Below are 25507 nucleotides of genomic sequence, written 5' to 3' on the forward strand. Positions count from 1 at the left end.
GACCAGGAGCAGCAACGTGGCGAAGCAAAGTTCTCAGAAATTCATCGCGCGCAACCGTGCGCCTCGAGTGCAGATCGAGTACGACGTCGAGCTCTACGGCGCCGAGAAAAAGGTCCAGCTGCCCTTCGTGATGGGCGTGATGGCCGACCTCGCCGGCAAGCCTGCCGAGCCGCTCGCGCCCGTGGCCGACCGCAAGTTCCTTGAAGTGGACGTCGACAATTTCGACTCGCGCCTCAAGGCCATGCAGCCGCGCGTGGCGTTCCACGTACCGAACGAGCTGACCGGTGAAGGCAACCTGAGCCTGGACATCACCTTCGAAAGCATGGACGACTTCAGCCCGGCCGCCGTGGCCCGCAAGGTCGACTCGCTGAACCAACTGCTCGAAGCCCGCACCCAGCTGGCCAACCTGCTGACCTACATGGACGGCAAGACCGGCGCTGAAGAAATCATCATGAAGGCGATCAAGGACCCGGCACTGCTGCAAGCACTTGCCAGTGCGCCCAAGCCTGCAGGGGACCAGTAATCATGACTGACAATACCGCACGCGAAGGCGCCCCGATCCTGGGCGCTACCGAAGAAGCCAGCGAGTTCGCGAACCTGCTGCTGCAAGAGTTCAAGCCCAAGACCGAGCGCGCCCGCGAAGCCGTGGAAACCGCCGTGCGCACCCTGGCAGAACAGGCTCTGGCGCAAACCGACCTGGTGTCCAACGACGCGATCAAGTCGATCGAATCGATCATCGCCGCCATCGACGCCAAGCTGACGGCCCAGGTCAACCAGATCATCCACCACCAGGATTTCCAGCAGCTGGAAAGCGCCTGGCGTGGCCTGCACTACCTGGTCAACAACACCGAGAGCGATGAGCAGCTCAAGATCCGCGTGCTCAACATCTCCAAGCCGGACCTGCACAAGACCCTGAAGAAATTCAAGGGCACCGCGTGGGACCAGAGCCCGATCTTCAAGAAGATGTACGAAGAAGAATACGGCCAGTTCGGCGGCGAACCTTACGGCTGCCTAGTGGGCGACTACTACTTCGACCAATCGCCTCCCGACGTGGAGCTGTTGGGCGAGCTGTCGAAAGTCTGCGCCGCCATGCACTCCCCGTTCATCGCCGCCGCTTCGCCGACCGTGATGGGCATGGGTTCGTGGCAGGAACTGTCGAACCCGCGCGACCTGACCAAGATCTTCACCACCCCGGAATACGCCGGCTGGCGCTCTCTGCGTGAGTCGGAAGACTCGCGCTACATCGGCCTGACCATGCCGCGCTTCCTGGCGCGCCTGCCGTACGGCGCCAAGACCGACCCGGTGGAAGCCTTCGCCTTCGAAGAAAACACCGACGGCGCCGACAGCTCCAAGTACACCTGGGCCAACGCCGCCTACGCGATGGCAGTGAACATCAACCGTTCGTTCAAGCATTACGGCTGGTGCTCGCGCATCCGTGGCGTGGAATCTGGCGGTGAAGTGGAAAACTTGCCGGCCCACACGTTCCCGACCGATGACGGTGGCGTGGACATGAAGTGCCCGACCGAAATCGCCATCAGCGACCGCCGTGAAGCGGAGCTGGCGAAGAACGGTTTCATGCCGCTGCTGCACAAGAAAAACACCGACTTCGCCGCGTTCATCGGCGCCCAGTCGTTGCAGAAACCGGCCGAATACGACGACCCGGACGCCACCGCCAACGCCAACCTGGCCGCGCGCCTGCCGTACCTGTTCGCCACCTGCCGTTTCGCCCACTACTTGAAGTGCATCGTGCGCGACAAGATCGGTTCCTTCAAAGAGAAGGACGAGATGCAGCGCTGGTTGCAGGACTGGATCCTCAACTACGTGGACGGTGACCCTGCGCACTCCACCGAAACCACCAAGGCCCAGCACCCGTTGGCGGCGGCGGAAGTGATCGTGGAAGAAGTCGAAGGCAACCCGGGTTACTACAACTCCAAGTTCTACCTGCGCCCGCACTACCAGCTTGAAGGGCTGACAGTGTCGCTGCGTCTGGTATCGAAGCTGCCTTCGGCCAAGAGCGCGTAAGTAGCTGTTGAACCGGCTCTTCTGTGGGAGCCGGGCTTGCCCGCGATGCAGGCGGCGCGGTCCGGCAGGCAGACCGCGGTGATGCAATCGCAGGCAAGCCAGCTCCCACAGAAGAGCAAAGCCCCATTGGGCTTAACCAAATTTCGTGGCCTGGGCCACACAGGGAGAAAACATGGCTGTTGATATTTTCATCAAGATCGGCGACATCAAGGGCGAGTCCATGGACAAGGCCCACAAGGACGAAATCGACGTGCTGAACTGGAGCTGGGGCATGGCCCAGTCCGGCAACATGCACGTGGGCGGTGGCGGCGGCGCGGGCAAGGTGAACATCCAGGACCTGTCGCTGACCAAGTACGTCGACAAAGCCTCGCCGAACCTGATGATGCACTGCGCCAGCGGCAAGCACATCGACAAGGTCAAGCTCACCGTGCGCAAGGCCGGTGGCGAAAGCCAGGTCGAGTACATGGTGATCAACCTGGAAGAAGTGCTGGTGACCTCGCTGAGCACTGGCGGTTCGGGCACCGATGACCGCCTGACCGAGAACGTCACCCTGAACTTCGCCCAAGTGATGGTCGACTACCAGCCGCAGAAAGCCGACGGCACCAAAGACGGCGGTGCGATCAAGTTTGGCTGGAACATCCGTTCCAACACCAAACGCTGATAGCCCTTGTGGCCGTGGCTTCGCGCCACGGCCACAGCCCGATTGTCCCTCTCACACCCCGTCCGTGGAGCCGCTTTGGTGGTCACTGAAATCGCTTCCCGCGACCGTCTGCAACCGTCCCTGCTGGACCGGTTGACCGACGACGACCCGACCAATCCCAAGGAAAGCGCCGACAAACGCGTGCTGTCCCTGACCCAATTGAAAGCCTCGGTGCTGCGTGACCTGGCGTGGCTGCTCAACACCACGTCGTTGCTCGATGCCGATGCGACGCTGCACACCCCGGCCGGTACGTCGGTGGTCAATTACGGCCTGCCGGCGCTGGCGGGCAACAGTGTTTCCAGCGTGGACATCAAGGCCCTGGAGGCGTTGATCTACCAGGCCATCGCCACCTTTGAGCCGCGTATTCTGCGCCACACCCTGCGCGTCAAAGCCCGCGTCGGCCATGGCGAGATGAACCACAATGCGCTGAGTTTCGAGATCGAAGGCGACCTGTGGGCACAGCCGGTGCCGTTGCGCCTGTTGCTGCAAACCGACCTGGACCTGGAGTCCGGCCACGTGCGCGTGGTCAATGCCGACCAGCGGAGACGCCCATGAACCCGCGCCTGCTGGAGCTGTACAACCAGGAACTGCATCACGTGCGCGAAAGCGCCGCCGAGTTCGCCAAGGAATACCCGAAGATCGCCAGTCGGCTGACCCTGTCCGGCATGGACTGCGCCGACCCGTACGTTGAGCGCTTGCTCGAAGGTTTTGCCTACCTCACCGCCCGCGTGCAGCTCAAGCTCGACGCCGAGTACCCGACCTTCACCCACAACCTGCTGGAAATTGCCTACCCGCATTACCTGGCGCCGACGCCGTCGATGACCGTGGTGCAATTGCAGACCGACCCGGACGAAGGCTCCCTGGCCAGCGGTTTCCCGCTGCCCCGCGACAGCGTATTGCGGGCCGCGTTGGGCCGCGAAACCCAGACCTGCTGCGAGTACCGCACCGCCCAACCGGTGACGTTGTGGCCGTTGCAAGTGGCCAATGCCGAGTACTTCGGCAACCCTGCCGCCGTGCTCGGGCGTTTGGCCGCCAGTGAGCCGAAAGCCAAGGCCGGCTTGCGCCTGACCCTGCGCACGGGCGCCGAATTGCCGTTCAACAGCCTCGACCTCGACAGCCTGCCGCTGTACCTCAGCGGCGCCGACGAGCAGCCGTTCCGCCTGTACGAACAATTGCTGGGCAATGCCTGCGCGGTGTTCGCACGCAAACCGGGCGGCGATTGGGTCGAGCGCCTGCCGCAAGATGCGCTGCGCTCCCGTGGCTTCGACGATGCCGACGCGGCCATGCCCGTTGTCGCACGTGCCTTCCAGGGCTATCGCCTGTTGCAGGAATACTTCGCCCTGCCCCACCGTTTTCTGTTCGTCGAGTTCGCCGAACTGAGCCGTGCGGTCAAGCGCTGCGACGGCCAGGAGCTGGAGCTGATCGTGCTGTTCGACCGCCATGAGCCGAGCCTGGAAGGCAGCGTCGGCGCGGCGCAGTTCCTGCCGTTCTGCACGCCGGCGATCAACCTGTTTCCCAAGCGGGTGGACCGCATCCACCTGTCTGACCGGGTCAACGAACACCACGTGATCGCCGACCGCACACGCCCCATGGATTTCGAGATTCACTCGTTGAGCGGCATGACTGGCCACGGCACCGGGCCGGAGCAGCCATTCCTGCCGTTCTACGCGGTGCGCGATCCGTCGCGGTACGGTCGCGACCAGGCCTACTACACCGTGCGCCGTGAGCCGCGTGTGCTGTCCAGCGACCAGCGTCGCAACGGCCCGCGCTCCACCTACGTGGGCAGCGAGACCTTCGTCAGCCTGGTTGACAGCAAGCAAGCGCCTTACGGCCACGACCTGCGCCAGCTCGGCGTGACCGCGCTGTGCACCAACCGCGACCTGCCCCTGTTCATGAGCGTGGGCAATGGCAAGACCGACTTCACCCTGGCCGACAGCGCGCCGGTATTGGCCGTGCGCTGCGTGACCGGTCCGAGTCGTCCACGCGCCAGCCATGCCCATGACGCCAAGGCCTGGCGCCTGATCAGCCAACTCTCGCTCAACTATTTGTCGTTGAGCGAACAAGGCCAGGGCGCCGGCGCCTTGCGCGAACTGCTGCGCCTGTACGGCGACAGCAACGACGCTGCCCTGCAGTTGCAGATCGAAGGCCTGCGTGAAGTCAGCAGCAAGGCCGTAACCCGGCGCCTGCCCATGCCCGGCCCGATCGTGTTTGGCCGTGGCCTGGAAATCACCTTGGAATTCGATGAAAACGCGTTTCGCGGCACCGGCGTGTTCCTGCTCGGTGCCGTGCTGGAACGTTTCCTGGCGCGCTACGTGTCGATCAACAGCTTTACCGAGACGGTGATCCGTACCACCGAACGCGGCGAGATCATGCGATGGAAAGCCAAGCCCGGACGGCGTCCGACCCTGTGAACACACTGGATGCGATGCATCAGGAACCCTGGGAATACGATTTCTTCCAGGCGCTGCGCCGTATCGAGTGCGAATCGCCGGAGCTGCCGCGCCTGGGCCATTCTCTGCGCCTGGCCGATGACCCGTTGCGCCTGGGCCAACAGGCCGATTGCACCTTTGCCCCGGCCACCCTGGCGTCGGTCGACCCCGGTGGTGACGGCAAGCCGGCGCGGCTGGAGCAGTTCTTCTTTGGCCTTGGCGGCCCCAACGGCCCGCTGCCGCTGCACATCACCGAGTACGTGCGCGAGCGCCAGCGCAACAACGCCGACAGCACCAGCAAACAGTTTTTGGATGTGTTCCACCATCGCCTGCTCAGCCTGTTCTACCGGGCCTGGGCCGAGGCGCGGCCGACGGTCAGCCACGACCGCCCGGACGATGACTACTGGTCGGCACGCCTCGCCGCCCTGAGCGGTCGCGGCATGCCGAGCCTACTCAACCAGGGGCTCATCCCGGATACCGCGAAACTGCATTACAGCGGCCACCTGTCGGCGCAAACCCGCTACCCGGATGGCCTGAAGGCCATTCTCGGTGAGTACTTTGGGCTGCCGGTGCAAATCGAAGAGTACGTCGGCCAATGGCTCGAATTACCCGAACGCAGCCGCGTCAGCGTGAGCGCCAACCGCTTGGGCGTGGATTTTTGCCTGGGCAGCTTCGTGTGGGATCGCCAGCACAAATTCCGCATCCGCCTCGGCCCGCTCAAGCTTGATGACTACATGAGCATGCTGCCCGGCCAGCAGCCGTTCAACGAGCTGGTGGCGTGGGTGGCCGAGTACCTGGGCCATGAACTGGACTGGGACCTGAACCTGGTCCTGCAACAGCCCGAAGTCCCGGCACTGCAACTCAACGGCCAGTTTCGCCTGGGCTTCAACACCTGGCTCGGCCAGCCCGAGCGAGACGCCAACGACCTAATCCTGGCCCGGCACTACGCCGATCAGGCCACCACCTCAAGGAATCCAGAGCATGGGTGAAATCAGTCGCGCCGCACTGTTCGGCAAACTCAACAGCGTGGCCTACAAGGCCATCGAAGCCGCCACCGTGTTCTGCAAGTTGCGGGGCAACCCGTACGTGGAACTGGCCCACTGGTTTCACCAGTTGCTGCAACTGCAGGACTCGGACCTGCATCGCATCATCCGCCAGTTCAACGTGGAGCCGGCGCGCCTGGCCCGTGACCTGACCGAAGCCCTGGACCGCCTGCCGCGTGGCTCGACCTCGATCACCGACCTGTCCTCCCATGTGGAAGAAGCCGTGGAACGCGGCTGGGTGTACGGCAGCCTGATGTTCGGCGAAAGCCAGGTGCGCACCGGCTACCTGGTGCTCGGCATCCTCAAGACGCCAAGCCTGCGCCATGCGCTGTTGGGTCTGTCTTCGGAGTTCGACAAGATCAAGGCCGAAGCCCTGAGCGAACGCTTTGACGAATACGTCGGCGACTCGCCGGAGAACGCGTTGAGTGCCAGCGATGGGTTCAACGCCGGCGCCGTACCGGGCGAAGCCAGCGGGGCCATGGCGCCGAGCGCGATGGGCAAGCAGGAAGCCCTCAAGCGCTTCACCGTGGATCTGACCGAACAGGCGCGCAGCGGCAAGCTCGACCCCATCGTGGGCCGTGACGAAGAGATCCGCCAACTGGTGGATATCCTCATGCGCCGTCGCCAGAACAACCCGATCCTCACCGGTGAAGCCGGTGTGGGCAAGACCGCCGTGGTCGAAGGTTTCGCCCTGCGCATCGTCGCCGGTGACGTGCCGCCGGCGCTCAAGGACGTGGAGCTGCGCAGCCTGGACGTGGGCCTGTTGCAGGCCGGCGCCAGCATGAAGGGCGAGTTCGAACAGCGCCTGCGCCAGGTCATCGAAGACGTGCAGGCGTCGCCCAAGCCGATCATCCTGTTCATCGACGAAGCGCATACGCTGGTGGGTGCCGGCGGCGCTGCGGGCACGGGCGATGCGGCCAACCTGCTCAAGCCAGCCCTGGCACGCGGCACCTTGCGCACCGTGGCGGCGACCACCTGGGCCGAGTACAAGAAGCACATCGAGAAAGACCCGGCCCTGACCCGCCGCTTCCAGGTGGTACAAGTGGCCGAGCCGTCGGAAGACAAGGCGCTGCTGATGATGCGCGGCGTGGCCTCGACCATGGAAAAACACCATCAGGTGCAGATCCTTGACGAAGCCCTGGAAGCCTCGGTGAAGCTGTCTCACCGCTACATCCCGGCGCGTCAGTTGCCGGACAAATCCGTAAGCCTGCTGGACACCGCCTGCGCCCGCGTCGCCATCAGCCTGCACGCGGTACCGGCCGAAGTGGACGACAGCCGCCGCCGCATCGAGGCGCTGGAAACCGAGCTGCAAATCATCGCCCGCGAGCATGCCATCGGTATTGCGATTGGCGCGCGCCAGACCAACACCGAAGCGCTGTTGAGCGCTGAGCGTGAGCGCCTGGCGACCCTGGAAAGCCGCTGGGCTGAAGAGAAAACACTGGTCGACGAACTGCTCGCCACCCGCGCGACCTTGCGCGAAACCGCAGGCGTGGTCGATAGCGGCAACGATGAACTGCGTGCCCAACTGGTTGACCTGCAACAGCGCCTCAGCGCCCTGCAAGGCGAAACCCCGCTGATCCTGCCGACCGTGGATTACCAGGCCGTGGCCTCGGTGGTCGCTGACTGGACCGGCATCCCGGTGGGCCGCATGGCGCGCAACGAACTGGAGACGGTGCTCAACCTCGACCAGCACCTGAAAAAACGCATCATCGGCCAGGACCATGCCCTGCAGATGATCGCCAAGCGCATCCAGACCTCCCGCGCCGGCCTCGACAACCCGAGCAAGCCGATTGGCGTGTTCATGCTGGCCGGCACCTCCGGCGTGGGCAAGACCGAAACCGCCCTGGCCCTGGCCGAAGCCATGTACGGCGGCGAGCAGAACGTGATCACCATCAACATGAGCGAGTTCCAGGAAGCTCACACGGTGTCGACCCTCAAGGGCGCGCCACCGGGTTACATCGGCTATGGTGAAGGCGGCGTGCTGACCGAAGCCGTGCGCCGTAAACCCTACAGCGTGGTGCTGCTGGACGAGGTGGAAAAAGCCCACCCGGACGTGCATGAGATCTTCTTCCAGGTGTTCGACAAGGGCGTGATGGAAGACGGCGAGGGCCGGGTGATCGACTTCAAGAACACCCTGATCCTGCTGACCACCAACGCCGGTACCGAACTGATTTCCCACGTGTGCAAAGACCCGGCGAACGTGCCGGAGCCGGAAGAGATCGCCAAGGCGCTGCGCCAGCCGCTGCTGGAAATCTTCCCGCCGGCCTTGCTCGGCCGCCTGGTGACCATTCCGTACTACCCGCTCAGCGACGAGATGCTCAAGGCGATCACCCGCCTGCAGCTCAACCGCATCAAGAAGCGCGTGGAGAGTACGCACAAGGTGGCCTTCGATTACGACGACGCGGTGGTCGACCTGATCGTCTCGCGGTGCACCGAAACCGAAAGCGGTGGGCGCATGATCGACACCATCCTCACCAACAGCCTGCTGCCGGATATGAGCCGTGAGTTCCTCACGCGCATGCTGGAAAGCAAGGCGTTGGCGGGGGTGCGGATCAGCAGCCGGGATAATGAATTGCACTACGACTTCAGCGACGCCAACTGACGCAACACCATTAAAACTGTAGGAGCCGGCTTGTGTGGGAGCTGGCTTGCCCGCGATAGCATCACCAAGGTGTGACTGACACACCGAGGTGCATGCATCGCGGGCAAGCCCCGCTCCCACACAAGCCAGCGCCTACAGGGGTTCGGTTTCGTCAGGTACATCGACATTTACGGGTTAACCGATGCTATTCAACCAAGCCTCACGCCTGGCCAAAGTCACCAGCCCCCTCGGGCCGGATGTGCTGCTGCTCAATGAAATGGGCGGCGGTGAAGAGCTGGGCAGGCTGTTCAACTATGAGCTGCAACTGACGTCCCTGGACGCCAACATCGACCTTAACCAATTGCTCGGCAAACCCATGAGCGTGGGCCTGCAATTGGCGGATGGCGGTGAGCGGCACTTCCACGGCATCGTCGCGCGCTGCAGCCAGAACATCGACCAGGGCCAGTTCGCCAGCTACCAGGTGACGCTACGCCCGTGGCTGTGGCTGTTGAGCCGTACCTCCGATTGCCGGATCTTCCAGAACCTGAGCATCCCGCAGATCATCAAGCAGGTGTTCCGCGACCTGGGGTTTTCCGACTTTGAGGACGCCCTGAGCCGGCCGTACCGCGAGTGGGAATACTGCGTGCAGTACCGCGAGACCAGCTTCGATTTCGTCAGCCGCCTGATGGAACAGGAAGGGATCTACTACTTCTTCCGCCATGAGCAGGACCGCCATGTGCTGGTGCTGGCCGATGCCTACGGGGCCCACACCACGGTGCCGGGCTACGCGTCGATCCCGTACTACCCCAAGGACGAGCAGCAGCGCGAACGCGACCATATGCACAACTGGCACCTGGCGCACGAAGTGCAGCCGGGTTCGCTGGAGCTCAACGACTACGATTTCCAACGCCCCAGCGCCAGCATCGACGTGCGCTCGGCCATGCCGCGCCCGCACACCGCGGGCGATTATCCGCTGTACGACTACCCCGGCACCTACGTGCAGAGCGAAGACGGCGAACACTACGCGCGCACCCGCATCGAAGCCCTGCAAACCCTGCATGAGCAGATCGAGTTCAGCGGTAATGCTCGCGGCCTGGGCTCGGGGCATTTGTTCAGCCTGACCGGATTCAGTCGCCAGGACCAGAACCGTGAATATCTGATCGTCGGCTGCCGCTACTACATCGTGCAGGAAAGCCTGGAAAGCGGCGGCGGCTCGGGTTCGGCACAGTTTGAAAGCAGCCTCACCTGTATCGACGCCCAACAGAGCTTCCGCCCGCTGGCCAACACGCATCGGCCTGTCGTCAAGGGCCCGCAAACCGCCTTGGTGGTGGGCCCCAAGGGCGAGGAAATCTGGACCGACCAGTACGGCCGCGTGAAGGTGCATTTCTATTGGGACCGCCATGACCAATCCAACGAAAACAGCTCGTGCTGGATTCGTGTGTCGCAGTCCTGGGCCGGCAAGAACTGGGGCTCGATGCAGATCCCACGGATCGGCCAGGAAGTGATTGTTAGCTTCCTTGAGGGTGACCCCGACCGGCCGATCATCACCGGCCGCGTCTACAACGCCGAACAGACCGTGCCCTACGACCTGCCGGAAAACGCGACCCAGAGCGGCATGAAAAGCCGTTCGAGCAAAGGCGGCACGCCAGCCAACTTCAATGAAATCCGCATGGAGGACAAGAAGGGCCTGGAGCAGCTGTATATCCACGCCGAGCGGAATCAGGACATTGTGGTGGAGGTGGATGAGAGCCATTCGGTGGGGCATGACCGCAACAAGAGCATCGGCCACAACGAGACGGTGACCATCGGCAACAACCGCCTGCGCATCGTCAAGCAGGAAGACATCCTCTCGGTGGGCCAGAGGAAGACCGACAGCATCAGCCAGAGCTATGTCATCGAAGTCGGCGAAAATCTGCGCCTGGTCTGCGGCGAAAGCATTCTGGAGTTGAACGCCAGCGGGCAGATCAACCTCACCGGCGTGCAGATCAGCTTCTATGCCAGCGGCGATGCCGAGTTCAACACGGGTGGCGTACTGCACCTGAACAACGGCGGCGGCCCCGGTGCCACGCCCGATGGCCAGGGCCAGAAAGGCGCCATCGACGCCAATATCAAAGCCGCGTTCCCCGCGCCTAAAAGCTCCTGACGAGACCTGTTTGCCATGACGTACCGCATCAACGAATTCCAGTTTCAACTGCCGGCCAGTGAGCTGCAGGACGCCTCGATCAATATCCTCAAGTTCCCTGAACTGGGGACTTCACTGATCGTCAGCCGCAGCCTGCTCGCCGAGGGTGAAACCCTGCACAGCAACTTCAATGACCAACTCCAGCGCCTGGAAAAACAGGTGCAGGATTTACGCTATCAACCCGGTGTCGACGTGCGTTTGGGCGCGGCCCAAGAGGTGGAAGGCATTGAGCTGCGCAGCCAATTCAACAAGGGCAATGACAAGGTGTTCCAGTATCAACTGGCACTGGTGCTACCGGGTACGCGCAAGATGCTCGCCTTGAGTTACGTGAAGGCCGACAAGCTTGGGGATGCCGAGGCGGCGCACTGGGCGTTGATCAAAAACTCGCTGTCGTTCGACGCTGTTTCCTGATGAGCTGCCTGCATGTCTGACGCGTTATGGGCAGCCCGTATGGGCGATGCGCTCTCCCACACCTCGATGATGGCCGACATTCTCGGCGGTGTGCTGGAGGTCGCGGCCAACATCGCGATCACGGCCGTGGCCACGGCTGCCGTGGTCGCGGCCACCGGGATTACCGTGGCCACCGGCGGGCTCGGCTGCTTCCTGCTGGGGGCCGTGGTGGGCACGATCGTCGGCCTGGCCATGAGCAAGACAGGGGCGGACAAAGGCCTGACGAATTTATGCGATAGCTTCAGCAACGCGCTATTCCCGCCCACGGTGCAGGCGAACATTCTCACCGGTTCCACCGACACCCTCACCAACAACCTTCCCGCGGCCCGCGCAGCCGGTGCGATCAGCTCCCATGTCGCGCCAGCGGGCACCGAGCTGGAAGCACCCGCGCCAGAACCCAGCTACCTGGACATGGCCGAGAGCTTCTTCTCGCAGATGTGGCGCCCTACCGTCGCGACGCCTGCGCCAGGTGCAGTGCCCAAGCCGCTGGACCTGGTCACGTGCATGAAGCACCCGCCGATGCCGCCGCAGTTTCTGGCCGAGGGCTCGGACAAGGTCACGGTCAACGGCCAGCCCGCCGTGCGCAGCGGCGACCGCAGCACGTGCGATGCGACGGTGGTGTCGTCCGGGCTGGTTTCTTCCAACGTGACCATCGGTGGCGGTTCGGTGGTGGTGCGTGAGATCCGCAGTGGCAAGACCCCGGGCGTCGGCCTGGCGGTCACGGCGCTGTTGATGCTCAAGGGTGGCAAGGGCAAGTTCTTCAGCAAGTTGCCGTGCATGTTGATCGGCGGGGCCACGTCGATGGCGGTCAGCAGCGCGATGGGGGCCGTGGCGAACGCAGCGATGGGTTCATCGAATCCGGTGCATGCGGCCACGGGCGCGAAGGTGCTGGGCAATGCCGAGGAACTGGATTTTGTGCTGCCCGGCATCCTGCCGATCGACTGGCAGCGCTTCTACAACAGCCGCGATGAGCGCCCGCGCGGAATGTTGGGCGCAGGCTGGAGCGTCCCATATGAAGTGTGCGTCGAGATCCTGCCCCATTCAGAGGGCGGTGAAACGCTGATTTATACCGATGAGCAAGGTCGGCCTATCGACATGGGCTCGATTCCCTTGGGCGGCGCGGTATTCAGCGCCGGTGAAGGGCTCGCGGTGCGGCGTCACCTCAATGGGCAGTTGCTAATCGAGAGCGATGACGGCCTGTATCGCTTGCTTGAACCCTCCGCCAACCCGTCGCTGCTGCGCCTTACTCAATTGGGCGACCGAAACGACAACCGCATCTATATCGATTATGACGAAGCCGGGCACATGGTGCGGCTACGCGACACATTCGACCTGGTGCAGGTTGAGTTGATCCGTGATCAGGGCCAGTTGGCGCGCATCGAACGTCTGTACCCTGATCAGCGCCGAGAAGTGCTGGTCAGCTATGGCTTCGACGCGCAGGGCAACCTGGCTGAAGTGCGCGATGCGACGGGCCAGGTTCAGCGTCGTTTTGCCTACGACAGCGGTCGCAGGATGGTGGAGCATCAACTGCCGACCGGGCTTCGTTGCTTCTACGAATGGTCTTTGGTTGAAGGTTTGGAATGGCGCGTGGTACGGCACTGGACCGATGAGGGCGACGCTTACCAGTTCGACTATGACTTGCAGGTCGGTATCACCCGTATTACCGACGGCTTGCAACGCGTCAGTACCCGGCATTGGAACACCCAACACCAGATCATTCGTTACAGCGATAACCTTGACCACACCTGGCTGTTCGAATGGAACGACGAGCGCCAGTTGCTCAGCGCCACCGACCCGCTGGGCGGGCGCTTTGAATACAGCTACGACGAGGCCGGCAACCTGATCGGCGAAACCGACCCGCTGGGTCGCAGCGATTCGACGCTGTGGTTGGAACATTGGGCCTTGCCCCTGGTGGAAACCGACGCCGCCGAAAGCAGCTGTCAATATCGCTATGACTCACGCGGCAACTGCATCGCCGAAACCGATCCACTGGGCTACGTCACGCGCTATCGTTATGACGCCCACGGCCAGCCCGTGGAAATTATTGACGCCACTGGCAAAAGCAAAAAGCTGCGCTGGAACCCGTTCGGACAACTGGTCGAGCACATCGACTGCTCAGGTTACCCGACGCGATTCAGCTACGACGAGCGCGGCTATCTGCAGGTCATTACCGATGCCCTGGGTGAGCGTACCCAATTCAGCTATGACGCCCAGGGCCGTCTGCTCACCACCCAATTGCCGGACGGCCGTACCGAGCAGTACCAGCGCGCGGTCAGCGGCCAATTGGTGGGCTACACCGACCCGGCCGGGCATACGACGCTCTATCAACATAATCGCCGTGGCCTAGTCAGCCAGCGCATCGACGCCCATGGCCGGCAGGTGCAGTTCGGCTATGACAGCTATGGACGGCTGCAAGCGCTGATCAACGAAAACGACGAGCGTTATCGTTTTGCCTGGGATGCTGGCGACCGTCTGGTTGAACAGCAGGACCTCGACGGCAGCGTCAAGCACTACAGCTATGACCCGCTGGATAACGTCACGGCGGTGACTGCCGTGCCGGCGCCTTACGGAAACGGTCTGGCCCTGGTGCCCGAAACGCCGCCCGCGCCTATCGTCCATCGATTGGAACGCGATGCAGTGGGCCGGCTGATTGCCAAGACCACCGACGATGGCCGCACCGACTACAGCTACGACGCAGTGGACCAGCTCACGGCTGTCACCTTCACCGATTCGCAGGGCAACGTCCAAACCCTGGGCTTTGCCTACGATGCCCTCGGCCAACTGCTTTGCGAGCAGAGTTCGGCGGGCAACCTGCAACACCACTACGACGAACTCGGCAACCTGATCCAGACCCAACTGCCGGACGGCCGCTGGCTCAATCGCCTGTATTACGGCAGCGGCCATCTGCACCAGATCAACCTCGACGGCCAGGTCGTCAGCGACTTTGAGCGTGACCGCCTGCACCGCGAAGTACTGCGCACCCAGGGCCAACTCACCACCCGCAGCGAATACGACCGTAGTGGCCGCCTGCGTTCGCGCCAACGCCGCTTGGCAAGTCAGCCATCGTTGATGCCGGCGGCTGCGCAAAAGCAGTTCGAATACGATCCCGCCGACAACCTGATCGGCAAACTCGACCAACAACCCGCCGCACAGCACCGCCAACTGCTGCACTACGACGCCACCGGCCGCATCATCGCCAGCCAGGACAGCCTGCACGGCCAGCGCGAAACCTTCGCCTACGACGCCGCCGCCAACCTGCTGGACGGCCCGCAGGCGGGTGCCGGGTTGGTGGTGCATAACAAGTTGCTGACCTATCAGGACAAGCGTTATTGCTACGATGCGTTTGGGCGGATGATCGAAAAACGCAGCGCCAAACGGGGCGTGCAGCGGTTTGCCTACGATGCTGAAAGCCGCTTGATTGAAGTGCGTAACGATGACGGCAGCGTCGTGCGAATGGCCTACGACCCGCTGGGCCGACGCATCGAAAAAACCCAGCATGGCAGTGACGGGTATCCGCTGGGAGGAACGCAGTTTGTGTGGGATGGACTGCGGTTGTTGCAGGAGCATAAACACAGCCAGACCAGCCTCTTTGTTTACGACGATGACGGCTATGAACTGCTGGCCCGCGTCGATGGCATGGGCCCGTTGCAGAAGATTCGTTACTACCACAACGATCTAAATGGGTTGCCGGAACAACTGACCGAGGCCGATGGGCACAGCGTCTGGCAGGCGACTTACCGGGTGTGGGGCAACACGCTGGAGGAGGTGCGCGAGCCTTATTACATTGAAGAGCAGAATCTGCGGTTCCAGGGGCAGTATCTGGATCGGGAGACGGGGCTGCATTTCAATACGTTCAGGTTTTATGATCCGGATGTGGGGCGGTTTACGACGCCGGATCCGATTGGGTTGCTGGGTGGCCTGAACCTCTACTCGTACGGTGCAAACCCTATTACCTGGCTGGATCCACTAGGCTGGACCCCAACGCCCCTAAACAAACCTGGTTTCTATGTTTACGGGCTCTACGCCCCCGGTGCTAAAACGCCTTACTACATCGGTCACACCGAGCAGGATCCTGCGGCGCGTGAAAGTCAGCACGACAGGTCCACGCGGCTTGGAAAAGGAGAGCTGCGTGTGTTGAAAGGTCAGGATGGCAAGATGACTTACTCTCAAGCCAAAGGTTACGAACAGGCCTACCGAGAGAAATACAAAACAAAAGGCAAATTCCCCGGCAACGTCATCGAACCCATCAATAAAAGCCGCACTGATGCACGGGGCAAAAGTCACTATAAAAACTACAGGGCTGCGGCCAAAGCGCTGGGCATCAAGCCGAGCAAAATCAAATCTTGTACCTAAAAGAGGCTGCTGTATGAAAACCCTCAAGGCACCCAAGCCGGGTGATCTTTTCTACATCCCAGCCCTCAACGCTTCAGATGAGCCTGGCTTTGTGATTGCACGCTATATCGAGATGATTCCTCCTGCGCTGGGACATCTGATTGAGGTTTTTGAGAAATTCTATACACAAATCCCAACCTCGATCAGCGAGGTGGACACCTCAAAACGTTTGTTTCGACCGATTTTCTGCAGCATGCGTTTTTCAGATCTCCCTCGCTGGAAGATTCTTTTCAGTGACCCCGACTACACAAAATCCACCTCTGGTTATGACAGAATTCAATTCGCGTTTGAGTCAGAAATCTGGACCGGCGGCGTAAGCAAGCCCGCATCTGAGGAACAGTTGGTAAATATTGAACCCTCAATTTGCTGGCGTATGCATCACATAATTTTCAGAGTAATTGCCCATCTGCGTGGAGCGCTAACAGAGGACGAGGTCATGGACTATGGGCACACACCCGACGACTTACGCATTGATAGCGCTACCGCTTCAGAGCGCGTAAACAAGGCAGTCCGGCATACGCAAGAATTGTTTGACTCCAAATAAAAATAGACCGCTTACTCAACGATAAAGGCGATGGCGATAAAGGGGACGGGTCTATTTACTCCAGACAGGGACTATAAATAAATCTGACCCCTTTATCTTTATGACCCCGATATCGGCAGATTCACTACAGAAGACCCGGTTGGATTGCTGGGCGGCATTAACCTCTATCAGTACGCCACCAACCCTCTGGGCTGGAGTGACCCACTGGGCTGGTGCTCGACGAAGCTAGGCAAGAACATGGGGGCTCGCAAAGGTGACGGTATGGCCAACCATCACCTGATACCCGAGGAGCTGATCAAACACAAAGAGTTCGGCAAAATGTTCTCCAGGCTGAAAAAGATAGGTTGGGACCCGGATGGCGCCTCCAACGGTGCTTTCCTGCCAGGATCAAAAGACCTTGCCGCCAAAACGCAGCTTCCTGGACATTGGTCGAACCATAACAAGTACACCGATGCTGTCAGGGACAGGGGCTTGAACAAACAACAAGTCGGGTTATCTGATATGGACCTCGCACTGGAAGTCTCGAACATCCAAAAATGGGCGAGCGGCGGGCTGCAGAATGGCCTCTTCAAAGCTGATGCAGTTACAGGACGACTTTTATGACCGGCGCCAGCGCTGATTTTTTCATCGTGAACTACCACACCAACGGGGCGGATGCGCCCAGCTTCTTTGAGTCGGACTGGACTCCTGGCGTCCCGGAGTTTCATTACCCTTCAGAAACACCGGATGAGAGTCAGTTTGCTAGCGCTTATAAAGTCAAAGCCAAGATCAAGGAGTTGAAAGCGGACCTCATGATTGAGGAGTTACTGGCGACAGATGCCGTCTTGAACATCTGCGCAACGCTCGAAATTCCTCATATCACGCGTCAGGTAGAGATAGAGTTAAAAGGAAAAAAAACACCTGAAAAACGCTACAACCTTTTCGTTCCGACCGCCCGACTCAGCCTGCTTGATCTTGAGCATTCGGTATTCACCATCGACCGCGACAAATACACCGGCAAACTCAAGACACCAGAAGAAAGTGATGTACCCGCTATCGTTTTTGAGTCCATCGAATCATTCAAGATAAAACCAGGCATTCATCAACACCTGTTTCTATGCACGGATATTAACGAAACGGTCTGTTCGGCTGAGTTCAAGGCGATGTTCGAATCCAAGGCGCTCTTAGGGCTAGCGTTCACACCGTTGGATGCCACTTATAAATTTGATCCTTGGGGGGAGTTGTAACCGGGAGGTTACTACTGGCCTGACATTCTCCAGCCTACAAAAAATGGGCACCCGACCCAGTCGGCGTGCCCATTCTTTTTACCGCCCCGCCTCCCTTCGAGACGGTGTCGCTGTTACGGGTTAACGCTGTCTTTGAGCGACTTGCCCGGCTTGAACGCAACGGTGTTGCTGGCCTTGATCTTCACAGGCTCACCGGTTTGCGGGTTTTTGCCGGTGCGGGCGCCACGGTGGCGTTGCAGGAAGGTGCCGAAGCCAACCAGGGTGACGCTGTCCTTGCGATGCAGGGCGCCGGTGATTTCTTCGAGAACGGCGTTGAGTACGCGGTTGGCCTGTTCTTTGGTGAGATCCGCTTTTTCAGCGATGGCGGCTGCGAGTTCTGGTTTACGCATAAGTGAAGCCTCTTTGACGGTTTTTTGTTGTTATGTCCGTGCTGCTCTCTGCTGGAGCAGCGCCCAAGGCGCCGCAGGCTCTACTCTGCGGCAGACGGGAGTGAGGATGGCATGCCCTCGCACGCTCCGCCAGTCTCGCGGCGACCTTTCTAGGGGTAAGACCGTGCTGATTCCGACAGAACGACAGGTATTTACGCCAGCAACGGCGGAAGTTCTTTGTTCAGGGCCAGTTTTTCCATGACGGCGGTGCCGGTCAGCGCGTAACCCAACAGGCGCCCGCCTGCGTCGCGGCACAGGGCCTTGATGTCGGCGCCCTGGCCTTCAACGCTCCACACACCTTCGGTACCCCGTGGTGGTGGCGAAACCACCAGCGGGCACACCGGTGTCTTCACGGTCACCGGCATCGGCCCGTAGCTGACGGCCGTGGCGTTGCCGGCCAGGGTCTGGGCCAGCGCACGGGCGCAGCTCATCAGCGGCATCACGTACAGCAGGTTCAGGCCGTCGACCTCGGCGCAGTCGCCCAGGGCGTAGATATTGGCGTGGGAGGTCTTGAGATGACGGTCTACCGTGATCCCACGATTGGTCTGCAGGCCGGCGGCGGCCGCCAAGTCGACCCGTGGGCGCAGGCCGATGGCCGAGACGACCAGGTCGCAATGCACCACTTCACCGTCGGACAGGTGCGCTTCCAGGCCGTCCGCCGTGCGCTGCAAGCGGTTGAGCACAGGCCCGAGGTGGAAGCGCGCGCCGAGGCCTTCGAGCCCGGCCTGCACGGCAGCGGCGGCCGCCGGGTGCAGCAGGGTCGGCATGACTTGCTCGCAGGGCGCCACCAGATCGATTTCGTAGCCGCCGAGGATCAGGTCATTGGCAAACTCGCAGCCGATCAGGCCGGCGCCGAGCAGCAACACGCGGCGTTTGCCCGCAGCCGCCGCGCGAAAACGCGCATAGTCTTCGAGGTCATTGATGGGGAAAATCAGCTCAGCTGCATCACCTTCCACCGGTACACGCACGGTTTCGGCGCCCCAGGCCAGGATCAGGTCGCGGTAAGCCACCGCTTCCTCACCGATCCACAAGCGCTTGTGGCCAGGGTCGATGCCGCTGACACGGGTGTGGGTGCGCACTTCGGCCTTGAGTTGCTCGGCCATCGCGCCGGGTTCAGCCATACTCAGGCCATCGGCTTCCTTGTTCTTGCCAAAGCCGGTGGAGAGCATGGGCTTGGAGTAGGAGCGCCCGTCATCCGCGGTGATCAGCAGCAATGGGGTCTCGCTGTCGAGCTTGCGAAACTCCCGGGCCACGTTGTAACCGGCCAATCCTGTGCCGATGATCACGACAGGTGCGTTCATTCCTTTCTCCTTGTAGTACGGTTCTTAAAAATTCAGATCAGCCGATTTCGATCATTTCGAAATCCATCTTGCCCACGCCGCAGTCCGGGCACAGCCAGTCTTCCGGGACGTCTTCCCAACGGGTGCCAGGCGGGATTCCGTCATCTGGCCAACCGTCTTTCTCGTCATAGATCAGGCCGCAGACTACACATTGCCACTTCTTCATTTACTTGCTTCCTCAGGGTCCAGGCATCTTGGCCGACGGTCGATAGACCAACGTTGCCGTGCGGCTCAGGGCGTTTTGTACTGATCGGGGCCGGCAGATGCAAGCATGATCGACGCATGGAGCCGGTTCAGCCCGGCAAAAGATCAAGCCGCCATGGTAAGCTCGCCGCCTCTTTTGCTGCCAATACTGACTCACCGTGCCGCACTCAATCGCCCGTCCCGATGCTTGCCAATGGCTGACCCAGAGCCTTCTGAGCCCCTTGCCCACGCCCCTGACCCTCAATTGGCTGTTCAACGAAGACTCGCTGACGCGACGGCTGACGTGGCTGTCCAACGACGGTTTCAGCGTGACGCCGCTGTTCGAAGGCTGGCAGCCGCTGCGCGATGACGAGTGCGCGGCCCTGGGCCTGCCAGCAGCCACTGTCGGCTGGGTGCGCGAGGTGTACCTGCGTGGGCACGGCCAGCCGTGGGTGTTCGCCCGCAGCGTGGCGTCGCGCGGTGCCTTGCAAGGTGACGGCCTGCACATGGATGAACTGGGCAGCCGCTCCCTGGGCGAGCTGCTGTTTTGCGATCAGGCGTTCACCCGCCAAGCCATTGAAGTGTGCCATTACCCAAGGGACTGGCTGCCTGCGGCGGACAAGGCTGAGGGGTTGTGGGGGCGCCGTTCGCGCTTCGACCGTGGGGCGCTGAGTGTGCTGGTGGCGGAAATCTTCTTGCCGAGTTTCTGGCACGCGCTGCACGACCACCCGGAGAACTGCTGATGTATCAACGTGTGCTCAAGTCCTTGAACCACCTGAACCCCAGGGCCTGGGACTTCATTCAGCTGACCCGCATGGACAAGCCGATCGGCATCTACCTGCTGCTGTGGCCGACATTGTGGGCACTGTGGATTGCCGGCAAGGGCTCGCCTTCCCTGATCAACATCGTGATTTTCGTACTGGGCGTGGTGCTGACCCGCGCCGGTGGTTGCGTGATCAATGACTGGGCCGACCGCAAGGTCGATGGCCATGTAAAGCGCACCGAGCAACGCCCGCTGGTCAGCGGCAAGATCAGCTCAAAAGAGGCGCTGGTGTTTTTTGCAGTGCTGATGGGCATCAGTTTCCTGCTGGTATTGCTGACCAACGCCACCACCATCCTGCTGTCCCTGGGCGGCCTGGCCCTGGCGGCGAGCTACCCGTTCATGAAGCGCTACACCTATTACCCGCAAGTGGTGCTGGGGGCAGCGTTTTCCTGGGGCATGCCGATGGCGTTCACCGCAGAAACCGGCCACCTGCCGGCCACGGCGTGGCTTCTCTATATTGCCAACCTGCTGTGGACGGTGGGCTACGACACCTATTACGCGATGACTGACCGTGACGACGACTTGAAGATCGGTGTGAAATCCACCGCCATTCTGTTCGGCGATGCCGACCGCGTGATCATCCTCACCCTGCAAGGCCTTTCTCTGGTGTGCCTGTTACTGGCGGGGGCACGGTTCGAACTGGGAGGCTGGTTCCATTTGGGACTGTTGGCCGCAGCGGGCTGTTTTACCTGGGAGTTCTGGTACACCCGGGACAAGGACCGCTTGAAGTGCTTCAAGGCGTTCCTGCATAACCATTGGGCTGGGTTGGCGATCTTTGTCGGGATTGTGGCGGACTACGCGTTTCGCTGAAGTTTCGTAGCGGCTGGGCTGGCGCCTTCGCGGGCAAGCCCGCTCCCACATTTGGAATGCATTCCGCTGTAGGAGCCGGCTTGCCGGCGATAGCGGTGTATCAAGGTTTGGCGACTTTCCAGGCGCCGTCCATTTTGCCGTCACCGGTCATGTCCCCGGCCTTCTTGTCCATCACGAAGGTGTAGAGCGGCTTGCCATCATAGGCCCATTGGCTTTTCTGATCATCGCGGGTGATCACCGTCCATTTGCCTGAAGACTTGTCAGTCGAGGCGGCCGTCAACGGTGGCCAGTTGGTCGCGCACTTGTCGTTGCACACCGACTTGCCGTCAGCATCCTTGGCGAAGGTATAGAGCGTCATGCCCTTGTGATCCACCAGCATCCCGTCTTTCGTCATCGCGGGGTCCGCCGCGAAGGCCAGCGTCGGCAGCGTCAACGCCGCCGTGACCAGCAGGGCTTTCCAGGAAACACTGTTGATAGCCATCGGAACCTTCCTTTTGTGGTTGTAAGGATTCGGACCCAAAGCGTAGTCCAGAGAGGCGCGAATTGCCCAAGCGACTAAATTACTGTCACACGACTGCAATAATTCCGTTATCTAATGCGGCGCAAGACAGTTAAATGACAAGAGGATTTAGGCATGGTTGGCAGGAGCATTCTGATCGTTGACGACGAAGCGCCCATTCGCGAGATGATCGCCGTTGCGTTGGAAATGGCCGGCTATGACTGCCTGGAGGCGGAGAACTCCCAGCAGGCCCATGCCATTATCGTCGACCGCAAGCCGGACCTGATCCTGCTGGACTGGATGCTGCCCGGCACCTCCGGCATCGAGCTGGCCCGTCGCCTCAAGCGTGACGAGCTGACCGGGGACATCCCGATCATCATGCTCACCGCCAAGGGCGAAGAGGACAACAAGATCCAGGGCCTGGAAGTGGGCGCCGATGACTACATCACCAAACCTTTTTCCCCACGTGAGCTGGTCGCGCGTCTGAAGGCCGTATTGCGCCGCGCTGGCCCGACCGACGGTGAAGCACCGATCGAAGTCGACGGCCTGATCCTGGACCCGATCAGCCACCGCGTGACCATCGACGGCAAGCCGGCCGAGATGGGCCCGACCGAATACCGCCTGCTGCAATTTTTCATGACCCACCAGGAACGCGCCTACACCCGTGGCCAACTGCTGGACCAGGTCTGGGGCGGCAACGTGTACGTGGAAGAACGCACCGTGGACGTGCACATCCGTCGCCTGCGCAAAGCCTTGGGCGATGCCTACGAGAATCTGGTACAAACCGTGCGCGGCACTGGCTATCGCTTTTCTACCAAAGGCTGAGCCAGCCCCTTTCCTTCCTTAACAGCTGACAAGGACGCATGTTTAAGTGAACCAGAACTGGCATGGCACCCTGATCCGCCACATGCTTCTGTTGATCACCGGCTGCCTGTTGGTGGGCCTGGTCAGCGGTTATTACGGCTGGAGCCTGGCCGTCGGTATCGGCCTGTACCTGGGCTGGACCCTCAAGCAACTGTTGCGCCTGCATGAATGGCTGCGCCAGCACAAACCCGATGAAGCACCACCCGACGGCTACGGCCTGTGGGGCGAGGTGTTCGACAGCATCTACCACCTGCAACGCCGCGACCAACGGGTCCGCGGGCGCCTGCAAGCGGTGATCGACCGCGTGCAAGAGTCCACTGCCGCGCTCAAAGACGCGGTGATCATGCTCGACAGCGACGGCAACCTGGAATGGTGGAACCGCGCCGCCGAGACCTTGCTGGGCCTCAAGACACCCCAGGACAGCGGCCAACCGGTGACCAACCTGGTGCGCCACCCGCGCTTCAAGGAGTACTTCGAACAGGAGAACTACGAAGAAGCCCTGGAAATCCCCTCGCCCACCAACGACCGCGTGCGCATCCAGCTGTACCTGACGCGCTACGGCAACAATGAACACTTGATGCTGGTGCGCGATGTCACCCGCATCCACCAGCTTGAGCAGATGCGCAAAGACTTCGTCGCCAACGTTTCCCACGAATTGCGCACGCCCTTGACGGTGATCTGCGGTTACCTGGAAACGCTGCTGGACAATGTCGACGAGATCAACCCGCGCTGGAGCCGTGCCCTGCAGCAAATGCAGCAGCAAGGTTCACGCATGCAGACCCTGCTCAACGACCTGCTGTTGCTGGCCAAGCTGGAGGCCACCGATTACCCGTCGGACAACCACCCCGTGGCCGTGCAAAGCCTGTTGCAGACCATCAAGAACGACGCCCAGGCCCTTTCCGGCCAGCGCGGGCAGCAGATCACCCTGGAGGCCGACCCGGCCGTGCTGCTCAAAGGCAGTGAAGGCGAGTTGCGCAGCGCTTTTTCCAACCTGGTGTTCAACGCCGTGAAGTACACCCAGGACAAGGGCAATATCCGCATCCGCTGGTGGGCCGACGAGCACGGCGCGCACCTCAGCGTGCAGGATTCGGGTATCGGTATTGACGCCAAGCACCTGCCGCGCCTGACCGAGCGTTTCTACCGTGTGGACTCCAGCCGCAACTCCAACACCGGCGGCACCGGGCTCGGCCTGGCCATCGTCAAGCACGTGTTGCTGCGCCACCGTGCCCGCCTGGAAATCAGCAGCGTGCTGGGGCATGGCAGTACCTTTACCTGCCACTTTCCACCGGTGCAGATGACCCGTTCGCGGCTGGTCGGGAATGATGAATAACCCGAACACAACACTGAACCACGTGTGGGAGCTGGCTTGCCTGCGATGGCGGTGAGTCAGCTGCAAATATGCCAACTGACACCCCGCCATCGCAGGCAAGCCAGCTCCCACATTGGATTTGTATCGTTTCCGCAGGCCCCACCCGGCAGCGGGCACTAGGCAAGCGCCCCGTCAGCCGCTACATTGGCCGACTTGCGCCCGCCTTTGCGGCCCACCTGCCACCCCTTATTGAACACACGGAACCTGCAAAACCCCATCATGGACCCTTCCCCTGGTATCACCCTCGCCACACTCTTCGCCGACTTCGGCATGATTCTTTTTGCACTGATCCTGGTACTGCTCAACGGTTTCTTCGTTGCGGCGGAATTTGCCATGGTCAAACTGCGTGCCACCCGGGTCGAGGCCATTGCCCACAAGAACGGCTGGCGCGGGCAGATCCTGCGCACCGTGCACAGCCAGCTCGACGCTTACCTGTCGGCCTGCCAGTTGGGTATCACCCTCGCCTCCCTGGGCCTGGGCTGGGTCGGTGAGCCGGCCTTCGCGCACATCCTCGAGCCGCTGCTGGGCGCCGTCGGTGTGCAATCGCCGGAAGTGATCAAGGGCGTGTCGTTCTTTGCGGCGTTCTTCGTGATTTCCTACCTGCACATCGTGGTCGGCGAGTTGGCGCCCAAATCCTGGGCCATCCGCAAACCCGAGTTGCTGTCGCTGTGGACGGCGGTACCGCTGTACCTGTTCTACTGGGCCATGTACCCGGCGATCTACCTGCTCAATGCCAGCGCCAACGCGATCCTGCGCATTGCCGGCCAGGGTGAGCCTGGCCCGCACCATGAACACCATTACAGCCGCGAAGAACTCAAGCTGATCCTGCACTCCAGCCGTGGCCAGGACCCGAGCGACCAAGGTATGCGCGTGCTGGCCTCGGCCGTGGAAATGGGCGAGCTGGAAGTGGTGGACTGGGCCAACTCCCGGGAAGACCTGGTGACCCTGGACTTCAACGCCCCGCTCAAGGAAATCCTCGCGCTGTTCCGTCGCCACAAATTCAGCCGCTATCCGGTGTACGACGCCGACCGCAACGAGTTCGTGGGCCTGTTGCACATCAAGGATTTGCTGCTGGAACTGGCCGCCCTGGACCACATCCCTGAGTCGTTCAACCTGGCCGAATTGACCCGCCCGCTGGAGCGCGTATCGCGGCATATGCCGCTGTCGCAACTGCTGGAGCAGTTCCGCAAAGGCGGCGCTCACTTCGCCCTGGTGGAAGAGGCCGACGGCAAGATCATCGGCTACCTCACCATGGAAGACGTGCTGGAAGTGCTGGTGGGCGATATCCAGGACGAACATCGCAAGGCCGAACGCGGCATCCTGGCGTACCAGCCGGGCAAGTTGCTGGTGCGCGGTGACACGCCGCTGTTCAAGGTGGAGCGCCTGCTGGGCGTGGACCTGGACCACATCGAAGCCGAAACCCTGGCCGGCCTGATCTACGACACGCTCAAGCGCGTGCCGGAAGAGGAAGAAGTGCTGGAAGTGGAAGGCCTGCGCATCATCATCAAGAAGATGAAAGGCCCGAAAATCGTGCTGGCCAAGGTCCTGCTGCTCGACTAAAGCCCCCCTGTAGGAGCCCGGCTTGCCGGCGATAGCGACCGTGGAAACAGTGATGTTCTCAC

21 protein-coding genes and 2 pseudogenes are annotated in these 25507 nt (G+C 61.4%); 19 read left to right on the forward strand and 4 right to left on the reverse strand.

Annotated features, from left to right (window positions below; translation table 11 throughout):
• Window positions 1-16 precede the first annotated feature (16 nt).
• The 14 genes and pseudogenes from tssB (at window position 17) to AC07OV_RS15090 (ending at window position 17569) form a co-directional block, all read left to right on the forward strand.
• Window positions 17-523, forward strand: a complete 507-nt coding sequence (gene tssB / locus AC07OV_RS15025; protein WP_010207547.1) for a type VI secretion system contractile sheath small subunit — start codon at window positions 17-19, stop codon at window positions 521-523.
• A 2-nt stretch (window positions 524-525) separates the two neighbouring features.
• Entirely contained in the window at window positions 526-2022 is a 1497-nt protein-coding gene (gene tssC, locus AC07OV_RS15030) for a type VI secretion system contractile sheath large subunit (RefSeq protein ID WP_176994481.1), read from the forward strand.
• A gap of 172 nt (window positions 2023-2194) precedes the next feature.
• Window positions 2195-2683, forward strand: a complete 489-nt coding sequence (locus AC07OV_RS15035; RefSeq protein ID WP_005792512.1) for an Hcp family type VI secretion system effector — start codon at window positions 2195-2197, stop codon at window positions 2681-2683.
• Between the two features lie 78 nt (window positions 2684-2761).
• Window positions 2762-3277: a type VI secretion system baseplate subunit TssE gene (gene tssE / locus AC07OV_RS15040; protein WP_005792513.1), complete on the forward strand. Its 516-nt coding sequence runs from the start codon at window positions 2762-2764 to the stop codon at window positions 3275-3277.
• Window positions 3274-5133: a type VI secretion system baseplate subunit TssF gene (tssF, locus tag AC07OV_RS15045; RefSeq protein WP_494997521.1), complete on the forward strand. Its 1860-nt coding sequence runs from the start codon at window positions 3274-3276 to the stop codon at window positions 5131-5133. The genes tssE and tssF overlap by 4 nt, the downstream gene beginning before the upstream one ends.
• Window positions 5097-6140 carry a type VI secretion system baseplate subunit TssG gene (gene tssG, locus AC07OV_RS15050; RefSeq protein WP_495092483.1) on the forward strand — a complete coding sequence of 348 codons (1044 nt, stop codon included), beginning with the start codon at window positions 5097-5099 and terminating at the stop codon, window positions 6138-6140. The genes tssF and tssG overlap by 37 nt, the downstream gene beginning before the upstream one ends.
• Window positions 6133-8796 (forward strand): type VI secretion system ATPase TssH, encoded by a 2664-nt coding sequence (gene tssH, locus AC07OV_RS15055; RefSeq protein WP_495092484.1) that lies wholly within the window; start codon window positions 6133-6135, stop codon window positions 8794-8796. The genes tssG and tssH overlap by 8 nt, the downstream gene beginning before the upstream one ends.
• A 181-nt stretch (window positions 8797-8977) precedes the next feature.
• A complete protein-coding gene (locus AC07OV_RS15060; protein WP_495092485.1) occupies window positions 8978-10918 on the forward strand; it encodes a type VI secretion system Vgr family protein in 1941 nt (646 codons plus the stop codon).
• Window positions 10919-10933: 15 nt separating this feature from the next.
• Window positions 10934-11368, forward strand: a complete 435-nt coding sequence (locus AC07OV_RS15065) for a DcrB-related protein (RefSeq protein ID WP_176994486.1) — start codon at window positions 10934-10936, stop codon at window positions 11366-11368.
• Between the two features lie 12 nt (window positions 11369-11380).
• Window positions 11381-15760, forward strand: coding sequence for an RHS repeat-associated core domain-containing protein (locus AC07OV_RS15070; RefSeq protein ID WP_495092486.1), 4380 nt, complete (start codon window positions 11381-11383; stop codon window positions 15758-15760).
• Window positions 15761-15773: 13 nt separating this feature from the next.
• Window positions 15774-16343 carry a hypothetical protein gene (locus AC07OV_RS15075; RefSeq protein ID WP_495092487.1) on the forward strand — a complete coding sequence of 190 codons (570 nt, stop codon included), beginning with the start codon at window positions 15774-15776 and terminating at the stop codon, window positions 16341-16343.
• A gap of 99 nt (window positions 16344-16442) precedes the next feature.
• Window positions 16443-16577: pseudogene (locus tag AC07OV_RS15080) on the forward strand (RHS repeat-associated core domain-containing protein); the annotation flags it as partial.
• A 21-nt stretch (window positions 16578-16598) separates the two neighbouring features.
• A pseudogene (locus AC07OV_RS15085) lies at window positions 16599-16946 on the forward strand (AHH domain-containing protein); the annotation flags it as partial.
• Window positions 16943-17569 carry a hypothetical protein gene (locus AC07OV_RS15090; RefSeq protein ID WP_495092488.1) on the forward strand — a complete coding sequence of 209 codons (627 nt, stop codon included), beginning with the start codon at window positions 16943-16945 and terminating at the stop codon, window positions 17567-17569. The pseudogene AC07OV_RS15085 and the gene AC07OV_RS15090, both read left to right, overlap by 4 nt.
• Window positions 17570-17682: 113 nt before the next feature.
• Here the strand turns inward: AC07OV_RS15090 and AC07OV_RS15095 are convergent, their stop codons facing one another.
• The 3 genes from AC07OV_RS15095 to AC07OV_RS15105 form a co-directional block, all read right to left on the reverse strand.
• Window positions 17683-17958, reverse strand: coding sequence for an HU family DNA-binding protein (locus tag AC07OV_RS15095; RefSeq protein ID WP_003213368.1), 276 nt, complete (start codon window positions 17956-17958; stop codon window positions 17683-17685).
• A gap of 191 nt (window positions 17959-18149) precedes the next feature.
• On the reverse strand, window positions 18150-19298 hold the full coding sequence (locus AC07OV_RS15100) for an NAD(P)/FAD-dependent oxidoreductase (protein WP_494997514.1): 1149 nt from the start codon (window positions 19296-19298) through the stop codon (window positions 18150-18152).
• A gap of 37 nt (window positions 19299-19335) precedes the next feature.
• On the reverse strand, window positions 19336-19503 hold the full coding sequence (locus tag AC07OV_RS15105) for a rubredoxin (protein WP_494997513.1): 168 nt from the start codon (window positions 19501-19503) through the stop codon (window positions 19336-19338).
• Window positions 19504-19699: 196 nt separating this feature from the next.
• On the opposite strand from AC07OV_RS15105, the gene AC07OV_RS15110 reads away from it, so the two are divergent.
• Entirely contained in the window at window positions 19700-20263 is a 564-nt protein-coding gene (locus AC07OV_RS15110) for a chorismate--pyruvate lyase family protein (protein ID WP_495092489.1), read from the forward strand.
• Window positions 20263-21153, forward strand: coding sequence for a 4-hydroxybenzoate octaprenyltransferase (gene ubiA, locus AC07OV_RS15115; protein ID WP_495092490.1), 891 nt, complete (start codon window positions 20263-20265; stop codon window positions 21151-21153). Before AC07OV_RS15110 ends, ubiA begins: the two co-directional genes overlap by 1 nt.
• Window positions 21154-21253: 100 nt before the next feature.
• On the opposite strand, the gene AC07OV_RS15120 is transcribed toward ubiA, so the two are convergent.
• Window positions 21254-21634: a COG4315 family predicted lipoprotein gene (locus tag AC07OV_RS15120; protein WP_176994493.1), complete on the reverse strand. Its 381-nt coding sequence runs from the start codon at window positions 21632-21634 to the stop codon at window positions 21254-21256.
• 153 nt (window positions 21635-21787) lie between these two features.
• Here AC07OV_RS15120 and phoB point away from each other — a divergent pair, with 153 nt between their 5' ends.
• The 3 genes from phoB (at window position 21788) to AC07OV_RS15135 (ending at window position 25445) form a co-directional block, all read left to right on the forward strand.
• Window positions 21788-22477 (forward strand): phosphate regulon transcriptional regulator PhoB, encoded by a 690-nt coding sequence (gene phoB / locus AC07OV_RS15125; protein WP_003195617.1) that lies wholly within the window; start codon window positions 21788-21790, stop codon window positions 22475-22477.
• Window positions 22478-22559: 82 nt separating this feature from the next.
• Window positions 22560-23846, forward strand: a complete 1287-nt coding sequence (gene phoR, locus AC07OV_RS15130) for a phosphate regulon sensor histidine kinase PhoR (protein ID WP_494997542.1) — start codon at window positions 22560-22562, stop codon at window positions 23844-23846.
• Between the two features lie 258 nt (window positions 23847-24104).
• Window positions 24105-25445, forward strand: coding sequence for a hemolysin family protein (locus tag AC07OV_RS15135; protein ID WP_078739814.1), 1341 nt, complete (start codon window positions 24105-24107; stop codon window positions 25443-25445).
• Window positions 25446-25507: the final 62 nt, after the last annotated feature.

This window comes from Pseudomonas sp. GW821-FHT09A09 (genome assembly GCF_059418405.1).